The organism is Collinsella sp. TF09-1AT, assembly GCF_003436895.1.
Taxonomy (GTDB): Bacteria; Actinomycetota; Coriobacteriia; order Coriobacteriales; family Coriobacteriaceae; genus Collinsella.
The window spans coordinates 50856-64146 of record NZ_QSRC01000008.1; the positions used below are offsets into that span (position 1 = coordinate 50856).

A 13291-nucleotide genomic window follows, 5' to 3' on the forward strand; every position below is an offset into this window, starting at 1 on the left:
TGACCGCCGGCCGTTAACTCATGCAAGTTAACGTATTTTACTCGTCAAGTGTTTCGATGCGGGGCTTGATGATGCCATATCCACCATTCTTACGGTGATACACCACATTGATGAGGCCAGTCGTCGCGTTCTCGAACACGTAGAAGTCGTGGCCGAGCAGATCGGTCTGCACCAGCGCCTGCTCCTCAGTCATCGGGGTGACATCGATGACCTTCTCGCGGACGAGCAGATCGTCCTCCTCCTCGGGCAGCAGCAGGTCGGCCAAATCCTCGACGCGCTCGACCGGTGCGACATCCGCTGCGCTGGCACCGCCCTGGCGGTTGTCCACGACCTTGGTCTTAAACTTGCGCAGCTGGCGGGTGACCTTATCGGCGGAGAGGTCGATGGCGGCGTACATATCTGCGCCATGCTCGGCAACGCGAATCACCGAACCGCGGGCACGAACCGTAACCTCGACGATTGCCGGGTTGGGGTTCGAGGGGTTCTTCTCATAGCGAAGCACAACGTCGACCGTCATGGGCTCGATATCGAAAACCTTGAGCGCCTCGCCGATCTTCTCATCCACATGCGCACGCAGAGCATCGGTTACCGTCGTCTTGCGTCCAGAAACCTTGATATCCATACGTGGCTCCAATCTGCCTCGGGGACTTACTGTACTGGCTATGTACCCACTGCCGTGCATTTAATCACCCGAATTCCCAAAGACCCGAATAACGATTGCTTGATACCGCATACCGAAGTCTCGCACTTTTCCGTGGCAAAGTGCGCTATAGGAAAGCGTCGGCTGAGTTGGTTTTTCTCCTGGAAATTGCCCTTGACCTGCTGGTTTTACGGAAACAAAAAAGCCGGGCTCCCCTATTGGGGAAGCCCGGCGGTGCGTGTTGAAACCGTGAAGAGGTGTCCTTTCCAACGTATAGGAGACGCCACCCCTAGCAATAACTAGCTATTGAGTTTGTTAATGTCGTCGTCGGTGATGGCGCCTTCCTGGCTGGACGATTTGTCCTCGGAGGATGCGGTCTCATTGTTGGAATCGGAGGACTCGCTGCCGGAGGACATGGTCTCACTGGACTCAGAATCGCCCAGCTGCACGTTAACGCCCGAAACCGTCTTAGTGGTGAGGTCGTAGGGCATCGTGCCGTACCAGACGCAGTGGACCGCCTCGAGCGTGCCGTCGGCCGTAATACCGTCGAGGGCATCGCTCACGGCACGGCACAGTTCGTCATTGGACGAGAGGCCCGCAACACTAAGCGTCGAGGGCGCCTCGAGCGAACCGACATAGGAGACCTCGCTCATCAGGCGTGCAAGGTAGCCGCCGGCCGTAGAGTCGCAGATCACATAGTCGACCTCGCCGGACTCGAGCGCCTCAAAGCACTCGTTGATGTTGGAATAGGTCTTTTGGTTGGCGGTGATGCTCTGCTTAGCAAGCGCCTCCTGCGAGGCCGAGGACATCTGAACGCCCAGGGTGGACGTGTTAAGGGTATCGGTGGAAACGCTGAGCGACCCACCATCGCTAGTTTTACCGAACACAGAAGCGGCATCGTACAGGCAGGTGCCGAGCGAGCTAATGTCCCCGTCCGTGGAGTTGATCTCGCCGATAAAAATATCGGCCTTTTTGTCGCCAAGCGCGGAACCTGCCGAGGACGCATCGACAAAGGCGACCTTAAGGCCCATGCGGCTTGCGAGGGCGCGGGCAGCGTCGACTGCATACCCCGTGAGCTCGCCGTCGGCGCCCTGCATTGCCTGTGGCGCATCGGAAGTATCGAGGGCGACCGTCAGGGTTCCGGGAGTGACCAGGGCATCATCCGACACCGCCGGCGTGACGGTCTCGTACTCGATCTGGTCGATCGTGGGAGTCGTGAACGTAGACAGCGGGTTGAACGCGCATCCGCTCAGGCCCAAAACGGCGATGACCGCTGCAGTCCCAGCACCTAACCGAGCCGCGTGCATCAAGCTGCCCCTCACCATGTCCACTACCCTGCCTTCTGTGTCGTATACGATCCGTGCGTTGCGCGGAATATCAGGTTGTTCCCACCAGCTGACCTGGTATTTGACCCCACACTTGCGCACCGGGGTGTTTGCTCGGGAGGCCGCAGCCACCTTCACGACTGACCCGCTCGCCCGCGAGGCGGTATTGCCCCAAAGAAAGTAGAACGGACGGTGCGGCTTACATCTAGGACGCGCCATGATCGCGCCGCGCGCACGCGGTCGCTTACGTGGATCCCTTTGACCGCGTCTGTCTTGGACTAGGACGGGCATTTCGTCCGTCCGCAACCACAGCCTGGTAGGAACGAAGCGCATTATAGCTAAGTTCAAGCTAAAGTTTAAGGTTAGGGGCGTCATTCGCATCGCGAGTACAGATTTCGCAGGTCGGAGTGGGCTATTCGTGCCCCTATGAAGCCCGAAGCCCCCCTGTGGGGAGCTCCGGGGCACCCTTCTTAGGGTGCCGTGACCAAAAAATGGCAAATATGAGTACTGTCACCAATTTAGTAACAGGCAGTTTTGGCCTCTCGGACAGATTTCGCGCTCAGTGTCGCCAACCTGATGCTTAGTTATTCTACATTTGTTTATTATCTTCTTACTTTACGCCGCCTCCGAGTCCTAAATTCTTTGATTTTGCTGTTACTGATTTAGTGACAGTACTCATATTTGCCATATTTTGGCCAGGGCATATGATTAACCCCCTATTTTCGATGCGAATTAGACCGTCTTAAGCCCAAAACACACCCGCAGCGTGTTAAGCAACGCCTCTTGCTTCTTTCTGCGGGCATCGACACGATTCCGGTACCGCTTTCGCATACGCTGGTGGATGCGCCATGCGAGCGCTTCCATCGCTTCCATGTCGCAAAGCATTTCGTTGTTGACCGTTGCGACCTCGATTCCCATAGTAATCAAGCCCGTGTTGCGTTTTTCATCATGGATACGTCCCCTCCGGGAGGAATGGCCCAGCTCACCGTTGTATTCCAGGTCAAACCGGGCTGCCTCCTGATATGCATCGCAAACTGCATGGGGCATCCCCGAGATTGCCTGCGCGCGATCATCGAACTCGATCTTGTAGTCGGTCTTAAAGGGACCGCAAGCAAATCCTCCATAGGAAAACGGAAGCGAAAACAGGGCGAGCATGATGCACTCCATGGGCGAGCGCAGGTTTTCTGACAAGTAGGGACACAGACGCAGCAATTGTTTGGCCGCGTTTCCCTTGCATACCGCGAGGTAATCTGCCAAGCGATCGGGCGTCAGCACTGGCTCGACTTCAAAGTAGCCCACGTCTGTCGGTTGGTCCTTGTCCTTTGCAAGTTTGTTCGCAACGGGCGAGGTGTAGGGAGGCAGATACTTCCCGCGGTCGCTCAGTGAAATCTTAGAGCACAGTTCCTGGGTCAGGGCAAACGCCTGGATGCAGCCAACCTCGCGTGCAACGGCAACACAAAGGGCCTCGGGAGATAGGCTGTACACCCCCGGTTCCACCTCTAGAATCGAGCCGGCAGGCAACCCGGAAGACACGGACCAGCCCACGCCAGGCATGCGGCGGCGCTGCGCTGCAGACCCTACCAGCAAGCACAAATCCTCTTGCACCTCGCCGCTTGCGGCCCCAATCCGCACCAAGTCAGGAAGATAGACGTCCTCAGCCGAAGGCGACGAAGCGTTTAGTACGCGGCGCTCCTCATCGGGATCAAGGTCCTTCCAGCTGATATAGCCCATCTGCCGGCGCTCGGCGCGCATCATGCGCAGCGCCGAGGCGCCTGTTAGGATTACGGAAGCCGCTAGCTGTTCGCCTGTCGGCTCGTTGCGCCGCTCAATCTTTACTGCCACAAAACCACCCCTACCAAACACGTGCGATAGCAAGGCCATCGACTGCCGCAGCGCCGGCGCGCTTGAGTTCCGCCGAAGCCGCGGCCATCGTCGCGCCCGTAGTGATAACGTCATCGATAAGCAGCAGGCGGCGGCCGTGCACGTCCTCAACCGTCTCGTACATGCCTTGGGCACGCTCGCGGCGCTCCTCACGACCGAGTTCGCGCTGGTCGCCATGGCCGTACTTGACGAGGGCATCGAGCAGAGGGACACCCGACAGCTCGCAAAATGGGCGCGCAATGGCCTCCATATGATCGAAACCGCGCCGCCGAAACGCTGCCGCCGTCGCAGGCACAAACACCACCGCATCCGCACCGGACAGCACACCTCCTAAGCGTTCGGGCGCTACGACCTGGGCATGCAGGGCGGTGTCGTAGAGCAACTCCGCCAGATACGGAGCCAGACGTCGCTCGCCCGCGTCCTTGTAAGCTTTAATGATGCGCGGCAGCGGATGCGCATAGACGGCGCACGCCAGGCAGCGGTCGAGCGCCTCCGACATTGCCGAGGACGTGCCCTCGACCGAACACTCAGTGCACAGCAAATCCCCAAACGGGGCACCGCATCGGGTGCAGCTATGACATGGGTCGATAAGCGTGAGCGCAGCCAGGCAGTCTTGGCAAATAAGCGTACCGGCGCGCTCGCAGCCGGCACATCGTGTTGGCGACAATGCCTCAAGCGCCTCGCGTGCCGCCCGCTCGGCAAACGGTCGCAATTTGTCCGCAAACGGTAGGGCGCCGGCACCCTGCAGACGGCTCAATATGTTCAGATGGCTCTTCAAGACACAACCCTCCCTACGTTCGGTCGCAGGGAGGGTTGTTGATTCAGCGCTATGATACCCCGATGCGCTCGGGGCAAGGCGGGCTAAATCCGCTCGCAGGCGTTATTCGCCGGCTGGCGGTTGTGGTGCAGACGAAGACGGGGTCGAGCCCTCGCCACCATCCTGGCGCGGCTTGCGGGAACGGCGACGGCGACGGCGCTTCTGGCCCTGGTCGGCCGAGCCCTCGCCACCGCGATCCTCGCGCAGCTCGCGCTCGTCGCGAGCGGCGCCACGCGAAGCCTTGGCAGCCGCTCCCCCGCCATCTCCGGGACGACGGCGCGTGACCTTGACCTCGCCATCCGAGACCTGATCGGCCACGGAGGGCACTGAGGGCTTCTGTTGCGCGCCCGAGGAATGGCGACGGCGCGGACGCGGCGCGCGCTCGTCATCGTTGCGTTGCTTGCCACCCTTGTCGGCAGGCGTATCGGAACCCGAACCACCCTTGGGGGCGGCACCAGCCTCGCGAGCAGCTGCGGCGCGGAAGGCGTCCTCGCGCTCCTCGCTCGACAGATGGCGGCGGCGGCGACGTGTGGGGTTCATGCCACCGCCGCGATTCTGCTGCTGGGGCTGCTGAGCCTCGCGCTCGCGAGAGGCGTTCTTGCCCGTGGCCGCGGCCTCGGTAACATCGCCCGAGCCCGCGCGCTTGCGACGACGACGGCCACCGGCGGCCTCCTCGACTTCGGGCACCTCGGCCTTGCCGCGCCCCCTTCCGCGGCCACGACCCTCGCCCTGGCCTTGACCGGCGCGAGCATCGGATTCAGCATCGCGACGACGGCGCTTGGGCATCGACGTACCGGCCAGACGGTCGGCACTCGACAGACCATCACCCACGTCGACGCCGTTCTCACGGTCGAGCTCCATGAGCGCCAGGCGCATCTCAGGCGACTCGATGCGCTCGAGCACGTCGCGCGTCACGCAGTCGGGGCGACAGTTGCAGCCCTGCTCGGCGGCCTTCTTTTTGCAGCCCTCCGAGCACGTCATGTCGGCCAGATTGACCTTGAAGACCTTGCCGTTCTCCAGACGCAGCACAAGCTGCTCGCGCGGCGTGTCATATTCCTGGATGCGCGCCTTGCCGAGCGGCGTGTCGATAAGCGTCTTCTTTTTGGGCGCGCGGCTCTTAAAGTCCTTGTACGCCTCGAACTCATAGCGCAGGCAGCACATCAGGCGGCCGCAAACACCGCTGATCTTGGACGAGTTGAGCGGCAGGTCCTGCTCTTTTGCCATGCGAATCGAGACGGGCTCAAACTGTCCGCCAAAACGCGTGCAGCAGAGTTCCTGTCCGCACTGGGCATAGCCGCCCACCAGGCGGGTCTCGTCGCGCACGCCGATTTGGCGCATGTCGACGCGAATGTGCAGCGTCGAGGACAGGTCCTTGACGAGCTGGCGAAAATCGACGCGCTCCTCGGCCGCAAAGTAGAACACGGCCTTCTCGCCGCCAAACAGGTACTCGACGCCGACCGGCTTCATCTCGAGGTCGAGTTCCTTGACCAGACGGCGGAAATCAACCATGGCCTCGTCGCCCTGGATAGCCAGGTCGTCGGCAAGCTGCAGGTCGATGTCGCTCGCCACGCGCAGCACGGGTTTGAGTGGCTGACCGATCTCGTCTTGCGGCACCTCGAAGGGATCGGCCGTGACCAGGCCGATCTCGGTTCCGCGCTCGGTAGAACAAATGGCATAATCGGCCTCGAGGATATCCAGATCCTGTGGGTCGAACCACAGGTCGCGCGAGGCATAGGTAAACTTAACGGGTACGACTAACGGCATTTCAGTGCCTTCCTGATATCGAACAGCATGACCTCGATGGCCAGCTGGGGAGTAACATTTCTGGCGATGTTGCGCTCGGCGGTTGCGACCGCCTCGAGCGCCTGGGTGGCACCCGCAACATTGGTCGCGGCGGCAAGCCGACCGATCGTGTCGCGCACGTCTTCGTTCACCACGTCGGCCGCCTCATCCTGAAGCGTCAACAGCACATCGCGCATGAGCGTCCGCGCGCTCGCCAGCGCTTCCATGATACCCGAACGCTCGCGCGCGTTGAGTTCGCGCTTGTTGCGGTCCTCAAGCTGCTTCAATGCTCCACGCGACAGGTAGTCGGCGTTTTGCTCAAGCACCTTTTCCTGCGTGGACTTGACCTCGGCGAGCGGCGCCTTAACGGCGACGATGAGTGACTTGGCGAGGCTGAGCACATCAGCCTCGTCGGCGGCGATAAGCGAATCGATGGCGCGAACCATCTGGCGGCGAGCGTCCTGGCGCTCGGCGCTCTTAAGGAACTCGATGCCGCGCGTGGGGCTCCCCGCCACGGCGACCGCCATGCGACAACGCGCGAGGTCCTGGCCGGTGGCGCGGCTCACGGCCTGCGCGGCCACGGCGGGCGACACCAGCCGAAACGGCACGCACTGACAGCGGCTCACGATGGTGGGCAGCATCACGTCTGCCGAGGTGCCCAGCAAAATGAACATAACGCCCTCGGGCGGCTCCTCGAGTGTTTTGAGCAGCGCGTTGGCGGTGTTGGCGCGCAGCTGCTCGGCGCGGTCGATGATGTAGACCTTGGCCTTGGCGCGGATGGGCGCCAGCGGCACGTCATCGAGCAACTCGCGGGTCTGGGCAATGAGGTAGCCCGTGGCGCTCTCGGGCGTGTAATAGTGCACGTCGGGATGCGTATGCCGAGCAACGCGCACGCAGCTGTCGCATGCGCCGCAGCCATCCTGCTCGCACAGGAAGGCCTGGGCGAGCGCCCATGCAGCGTCGAGCTTGCCGGCGCCGGGAGCACCCAAAAACAGGTAAGCGTGCGATGCGCGGCCGCCGGCGACGGCATTGGTCAAAAAGTCGCGCACGCGCTCTTGGGTGTCGAGCTTGGCCAACAGGCTTGTCTGAGCGGGGGCCATGTTACTCGGCCTCCTGGGCAAGCGCGGCGGCAACGGCGTCTTGGGAGATATCGAGACCGTGCGCGCGGACCTGCTCGACCGTCTTCGCAAAGACTTCCTCGATGGGCGCGGTGGCGTCGATGAGCTTTACGCGGCCTGGCTCCTCGGCGGCAATGCTGCAAAATCCCTGGTAAACGCGCTCTTGGAACGCCATGCCCTTTGCCTCCATGCGATCTGCCGCGCCACGGGCGGCCATACGCAGCGCCGCCTGCTCGGGTGTGATGTGGTAGACGAGCGTGAGCGCCGGATGCGTTCCCGCGACGGCCAGGTCATTGGCATCGCGTACCATCTGGCGATCGAGACCGTCGGCAAACGCTTGGTAGCAGGTCGTGGAATCGTAGAAGCGGTCGCACAGGACCACTTTACCGGCCGCGAGAGCGGGGGCTATGACCTCGTGCACCAGCTGGGCACGCGCAGCCTCGTAGAGCAACAGCTCGCAGGTATCGCCCATCGCCGTGTTGACGGGGTCGAGCAGCAGGGCGCGAATCTTTTCGCTGATGGCGGTACCGCCCGGCTCGCGCAGACTCACCACCTGGTAGCCGGCAAGATCGAGCGCACGGGCAAGCAGGCGCGCCTGCGTAGACTTGCCGGCGCCGTCGACGCCCTCGAGCGTGATGAAGCTATGTTGAGCGGGCTCAAAAGCCATGGGCGCAGCCCCTTCCTACATGGCGCGTAAATGCAGATATATCAACCAAGTCATGATACCCCAGGGGCAGGCGCGCCCCAACCACCAGGCGGCAGTTAGGGACGTTCCCAAACTGCCGGCCGAAAAGGAACGTCCCTAACTGTCATGATGGGGAATTTTGGACGATGGGTATAATCGTCGTATTGCATTGAAATGTGGCGAAAGGAGTGACAATGTCTCGGTACTGCGCCTCGTGCGGCAAGCTTCTTGCAGATAATGCCAAGTTCTGCACCTCGTGCGGTGCACCCGTTGAGCAAACAACCGCGAGCGATAGCCAGCCCGCTTTTGAGCAGACCGGCTCCCTTGATATGCCGCAAGCCAAGGCGGACGACCCCCTCGCCTATCGCCCCGACCCCGCCGCAAGCCCCGCGGCCGTCGAGACCACGCAGCGCGTACCCGTCGCGAGCGGCTCGCCCCAACAGCAGCCGGCTCCCTCATACGCGCCCGCTTCGCCACAGACCCCCGCGCCCAAAAAGAGCGGCACCGGGCCGCTTATCGCCGTTATCGTTGTGCTGGTGGCGATCATCATCGCTCTGGTCATCTTCTTTGCAATCAGACCGTTCGACAACGCCGCCACGCAGACGACTGCCGAGGTAGCTAAGCTGCACCATGACGTCGACGACGATGACCTAAAGCCCCTCGGCGATCCCAACAGCCTGTACGACGATGATGACGATGACGACGAGGATGGCGGCGAAGCAACGCTCTCCGAGCAGAACCTCTACCGCCGACTGAGCGAATACTACGACCTGCTCGAAGACCTCGACAGCCAGGTCCGCGCCTGCGCGCACGCCTTCAATGGTAGCTATCTGGAAGAAGATCGCACCGCCCGCCAAAATCTCGCCGACGTCGCCGAGCGCACGGAGGACACCATTGAGCAGTATTACGACATCGTCGAGGATCTGGACGTCCCGACGAGCTCCAGGAACTACAGCTCCTGGAAGGACATCGTTGCCCTGTACGACGACCTGGATCACCGCATCGACGCAATCTGTGATGCCTGGGAGATCAGCCTGAAATACGCCAAGCCTGCGGACCATAAGAATGAGATCGTGGCGCCGCTGTCACACGACAACGTGGCGGGCACCAATGACAATAAGTACCGCCTAGACTTTGAGGAGCGCTATCCCGGCGCCAAACCCGTCGAAGTGAACTAGAGCTTTGTCGTTCCCGAGCCAGCAGTTAGGGACGTTCCTAAACTGCCGGCAGAAAAGGAACGTCCCTGACTGCCGGTCAAAAAACGAGCGAGGATCGCAGGGTCCTCGCTCGTTTTTTAGGGCGATGTTTCGACTGCGCCGCTACTTGTCGGTAGCCGCTTTCTTGGCAGTCGACTTCTTCGCCGTCGACTTCTTGGCGGTTGTCTTTTTGGCCGTCGTCTTTTTGGCCGCCGTTGTCTTCTTCGCCGTGCTCGCCTTGGTTGTGGTTTTGCGGCCGCGGGCGGGCTTCTTCTCCTTGGTCGGGCAGTCCATGTTCACGCAGATGCGCCACGGACCGCGCGCCGTGTTGACCACCACGATGGGGGCGCCGCACTCGGGGCAGGTCTCACCCGTCGCCTCGAGCTTACCGCGCGCCGGCAGAGGATAGCTCACGCCGCAGTCATCGTAGTTGGTGCAGCGGATAAAGCGCTTGCCGCTCTTCTCGCTCTTGTGCGCGATCAGGTCGCCATGGCGTCCGGCCTCGGCGCACACCTTGCACTCGCCCACCTTAAGGTCAGGCTCGTAGTTGGTGGGGCACGTGGGGTTCACGCAAATCTCGAAGGCCTTCTGGCGGAACGGCTGGCACTTAATGCGCGGCGCGCCGCATTCGGGGCACACGGCGGCCTCGCCCTCGAGCGGGCTCACCTTGACACCGCTCGGCACCGGATAGGTCACGTCGCAGTCGGGCCAGCCCATGCAGCCGATAAAGCTGCCGCGGGTCTTGGCGCTCGTCTTCATAACCAGGTCCTTGCCGCACTTGGGGCAGGCGCCCACGCGCGCATCGGCCGTGACGGCGTCGCTGATGGCGTCGCCCAGCTCCTGCGTATGTTTGAGCAGCTCGTCGAGCACGCCGGCCAGCAGCGCGCGCGAGTGCGTCACGACATGCTCTTCGGTGTCCTCGCCACGCTCCACGCGAGTCATATCGCCGTCGAGCTCGCTGGTCATATCGGGGCTCGTGATGCGCGGGGCAAACTGCGACAGCGCGTCGATGATGGCGATGCCCAGCTGGCTCGGCTCCACGGGGTCGTTTTTGAGGTAGCGCACGGCATACAGGCGCTCGATGATGCTCGCACGCGTGGACTTGGTGCCCAGGCCGCGCTTTTCCATCTCCTGCACGAGCTTGCCCTGGCTGTAGCGAGCGGGCGGCTCGGTCTGCTTGGCCTCGAGCTTAATGTCGAACACGTCGACCGTATCGCCCTGCTCAAGCGGCGGCATCTGCTCATCGCGCTTAAGGCCGTACGGATAGGCCTCGCGGAAACCCGGGGTCACGAGCACGTCGCCCGAAGCCACGAACGGCTCACCGTTCACGTCGAGCTCGAGCTTAGTGTTCTCGATGGTTGCGGGGCCCATAAGCGTCGCTAGGAAGCGGCGGGCGATGAGGTCGTAGAGCTTGCGCTGGCCGCCATCGAGTGTGGACGGATCGCCCTCGCCCGTGGGATAGATAGGCGGGTGGTCGGTGGTCTCGACCTTGCCGCGCGTGGGCTTCATGGGGCCGGCGAGCACCTTTTTGCACACGGGCGCCAACGCCGGGTTGATCTTTGCCAGGTCGCTTACCACGGCGCCCAGATCGAGCGTCGCGGGGTACACGGTGTTGTCGACACGCGGATAGCTGATGAGACCCGCCATGTAGAGGGACTCGGCGATGCGCATGGTGCGTGCGGGCGATATGCCCTCGGCCGCAGCGGCTGCCTGCAGCGAGGTGGTCGCGAACGGCGTGGGCGGCTGCTGCTTGCGCGAGCGCTTCGTCACCGCGGCGACGGTTGCCGTCTTGATGCCGTCAACGTGGCCGTATGCCGTCTCGGCAGCATCTTTATCGGTAAAACGCGCCGTCTTGTGCGCGATCTTAAAGCGGTCGTCCTCGGCGGCGCCCTGCGCGGCACCCATACCGCGAATCTGCCAATAGTCCTCGGGCACAAACGCCATGCGCTCGCGCTCGCGCTCGACCACCAGGGCAAGCGTCGGCGTCTGCACGCGGCCGGCGGAGCGCACGTTGCCAAAGCCGCCAAACTTGGCGAGCGTCAGGTAGCGCGTGAGCACCGCGCCCCAAATGAGGTCGATATGCTGACGGCTCTCGCCAGCGTCGGCCAAGTTCTGGTCGAGCGAGACAAGGTTATCGAAGGCCTGCGTAATCTCGGCCTTGGTAAACGAAGAATACTGAGCGCGGGCAACCGGCAAGTCGGGCGCAACCTCGCGCACCTTGTTGAGGGCGTCCGAACCGATCAGCTCGCCCTCGCGATCGAAGTCCGTAGCGATGATGACGCTGTCGGACTTCTTGGCAAGGTTCTTGAGCGAGCGAATGAGCTCCTTCTCGGCCGGCAGCTTAATAACGGGCGCCCAGGTGAGATAAGGCAGGCTCTCGAGCTTCCAGCCCTTGATGGAGATACCGTCGGCAAGGAACGGCTTGCGCTTGGTGTCGTAGGGCGGACGTGCCAGGCCATCGGGCATGTCGGCCGGCAGCATCTCGCCGTCCTCGGTGACCGAATACCAGCCCAGCTTTTTATCGAACAGCACGCTGTCGCAAAAATCGGGCGCGAGGATGTGACCGGCAAGGCCGATCGTCGCGCACTCCTCGCCCTTCCACTCAAAACGGTAGATGGCGGTGTTGTACACCTTGTCCTTTTTGGGCTTGCCCGTGGACAGACGCTCGGCGATCTGGCGCGCGGCGTCGTTTTTCTCGGCGATGATGAGCTTCAAAAGAGGCTCCTATCTCATGTCTCTGCGGCTGCGCCCGCGCTTATGGCGGCCGACTTACGCCCTTGCTTGCTCGATCTGCCCGATGAGCCAATCGCACCAGGCATCCATGCCCTCGCCCTTGCGCGCGCTCACGGCAAACCGCGGCGCCTGCGGATTGAGGTCATCGAGTGTCTTAGTATACCTATCCATGTCAAAATCGAAAGCCGGGGCCACGTCGACCTTATTGAGCAGCTGCGCGCCGGCGTGCTGGAAGATGCCCGGGTACTTGATGGGCTTGTCGTCGCCCTCGGGCACCGAGAGAATCATGATGGACAGGTTCTCGCCCAGGTCAAAGTCGACCGGGCAGACCAGGTTGCCAACGTTTTCGATAAAGATGACGTCGATGTTTTCCAAACCCACAGCCTGGTCGAAGGCGTCGACGGCCTCCATGATCATGTTGCCCTCGAGGTGGCACAGACCACCCGTGTTGATCTGGATGGCGGGCATGCCGGCTTCCTTCATGATGATGGCGTCGACGTCCGAGGCGATATCGCCCTCGATGACGGCACAGCGCAGGCCGGCTTTGTCACGCAGGCGCTCGTTGGTGCCCAGGATCGTGGTGGTCTTGCCCGAACCGGGGCTCGACAGCACATTGATCACATAGGTGCCTGCCTCATTAAATCGCTGACGCAGCTGGTCTGCCAGACGCTCGTTGCGCGACAGGATCGGCGATGCGATATCAATCGTTTTCTCGGCCATACTCGGCACTCCTTACTTCTGCCATTTGGTGACGGCTAATCGTCGGGGGTTTCGATTTCGATACTTGCGATGTCGAGTTCGCGGCCGTGCAGTAGGCGCACGTTGGCACCACCACACTGGGGACAGCGACAGTGGAAGCGATCGTGGTCGAAGACGTCGCCGCAGTCCAGGCACTCGCTTTGTGGATGGACTTCCTCCACGGAAAGCTCGCAGCCTCGCGTGAGCGGGTCCTCGTCGCGAAACGTCTCCCACGCAAAGTCGAGCGCCTCGCGCACCACCTCGGTCATATCCCCGATACGCAGCGTTACCAAAACGGCGCGCGAGGCCCCCGCCCCACGCGCCGCGCGAATCACTGTATCGAGTATGCCGTTGACAATGCCAACCTCGTGCATAC

General features: G+C 62.1%; 11 protein-coding genes. 1 reads left to right on the forward strand and 10 read right to left on the reverse strand.

Annotated features, from left to right (window positions below; translation table 11 throughout):
* Positions 1 to 37: 37 nt before the first annotated feature.
* From hpf to tmk, 7 genes are all read right to left on the reverse strand, one after another.
* A complete protein-coding gene (gene hpf, locus DXC90_RS07945) occupies positions 38 to 622 on the reverse strand; it encodes a ribosome hibernation-promoting factor, HPF/YfiA family (RefSeq protein ID WP_035137685.1) in 585 nt (194 codons plus the stop codon).
* Between the two features lie 317 nt (positions 623 to 939).
* Entirely contained in the window at positions 940 to 1965 is a 1026-nt protein-coding gene (locus tag DXC90_RS07950) for an ABC transporter substrate-binding protein (protein WP_233502258.1), read from the reverse strand.
* A gap of 732 nt (positions 1966 to 2697) precedes the next feature.
* The gene (locus DXC90_RS07955; RefSeq protein ID WP_117735506.1) at positions 2698 to 3807 is read right to left on the reverse strand and encodes a hypothetical protein; all 1110 of its coding nucleotides are present in this window, start codon (positions 3805 to 3807) and stop codon (positions 2698 to 2700) included.
* Positions 3808 to 3817: 10 nt separating this feature from the next.
* Positions 3818 to 4624, reverse strand: coding sequence for a ComF family protein (locus DXC90_RS07960; RefSeq protein ID WP_233502254.1), 807 nt, complete (start codon positions 4622 to 4624; stop codon positions 3818 to 3820).
* Between the two features lie 102 nt (positions 4625 to 4726).
* On the reverse strand, positions 4727 to 6427 hold the full coding sequence (gene ricT / locus DXC90_RS07965) for a regulatory iron-sulfur-containing complex subunit RicT (protein WP_117735507.1): 1701 nt from the start codon (positions 6425 to 6427) through the stop codon (positions 4727 to 4729).
* Positions 6418 to 7545, reverse strand: a complete 1128-nt coding sequence (locus DXC90_RS07970; RefSeq protein WP_117735508.1) for an ATP-binding protein — start codon at positions 7543 to 7545, stop codon at positions 6418 to 6420. The genes ricT and DXC90_RS07970 overlap by 10 nt, the downstream gene beginning before the upstream one ends.
* A 1-nt stretch (position 7546) precedes the next feature.
* A complete protein-coding gene (gene tmk, locus DXC90_RS07975; RefSeq protein WP_117735509.1) occupies positions 7547 to 8230 on the reverse strand; it encodes a dTMP kinase in 684 nt (227 codons plus the stop codon).
* A gap of 212 nt (positions 8231 to 8442) precedes the next feature.
* Here tmk and DXC90_RS07980 point away from each other — a divergent pair, with 212 nt between their 5' ends.
* Positions 8443 to 9426, forward strand: a complete 984-nt coding sequence (locus DXC90_RS07980) for a zinc-ribbon domain-containing protein (protein WP_117735510.1) — start codon at positions 8443 to 8445, stop codon at positions 9424 to 9426.
* A 141-nt stretch (positions 9427 to 9567) separates the two neighbouring features.
* Here DXC90_RS07980 and DXC90_RS07985 read toward each other — a convergent pair whose 3' ends face one another.
* Genes DXC90_RS07985 through hypA form a run of 3 tightly spaced genes read right to left on the reverse strand, consistent with a single transcriptional unit; the run spans position 9568 to position 13289 of the window.
* On the reverse strand, positions 9568 to 12159 hold the full coding sequence (locus DXC90_RS07985; protein WP_117735511.1) for a DNA topoisomerase I: 2592 nt from the start codon (positions 12157 to 12159) through the stop codon (positions 9568 to 9570).
* Positions 12160 to 12213: 54 nt separating this feature from the next.
* Positions 12214 to 12897, reverse strand: a complete 684-nt coding sequence (gene hypB, locus DXC90_RS07990; RefSeq protein WP_055251237.1) for a hydrogenase nickel incorporation protein HypB — start codon at positions 12895 to 12897, stop codon at positions 12214 to 12216.
* Between the two features lie 35 nt (positions 12898 to 12932).
* The gene (hypA, locus tag DXC90_RS07995) at positions 12933 to 13289 is read right to left on the reverse strand and encodes a hydrogenase maturation nickel metallochaperone HypA (protein ID WP_117735512.1); all 357 of its coding nucleotides are present in this window, start codon (positions 13287 to 13289) and stop codon (positions 12933 to 12935) included.
* Between the last annotated feature and the right edge of the window lie 2 nt (positions 13290 to 13291).

What these genes read in the sequence shown, in the direction of transcription:
- hpf (WP_035137685.1), bottom strand. Translation starts at nt 622, where the DNA reads ATGGATATCAAGGTTTCTGGACGCAAGACGACGGTAACCGATGCTCTG.
- DXC90_RS07950 (WP_233502258.1), bottom strand. Translation starts at nt 1,965, where the DNA reads ATGGTGAGGGGCAGCTTGATGCACGCGGCTCGGTTAGGTGCTGGGACT.
- ricT (WP_117735507.1), bottom strand. Translation starts at nt 6,427, where the DNA reads ATGCCGTTAGTCGTACCCGTTAAGTTTACCTATGCCTCGCGCGACCTG.
- DXC90_RS07970 (WP_117735508.1), bottom strand. Translation starts at nt 7,545, where the DNA reads ATGGCCCCCGCTCAGACAAGCCTGTTGGCCAAGCTCGACACCCAAGAG.
- tmk (WP_117735509.1), bottom strand. Translation starts at nt 8,230, where the DNA reads ATGGCTTTTGAGCCCGCTCAACATAGCTTCATCACGCTCGAGGGCGTC.
- DXC90_RS07980 (WP_117735510.1), top strand. Translation starts at nt 8,443, where the DNA reads ATGTCTCGGTACTGCGCCTCGTGCGGCAAGCTTCTTGCAGATAATGCC.
- hypB (WP_055251237.1), bottom strand. Translation starts at nt 12,897, where the DNA reads ATGGCCGAGAAAACGATTGATATCGCATCGCCGATCCTGTCGCGCAAC.
- hypA (WP_117735512.1), bottom strand. Translation starts at nt 13,289, where the DNA reads ATGCACGAGGTTGGCATTGTCAACGGCATACTCGATACAGTGATTCGC.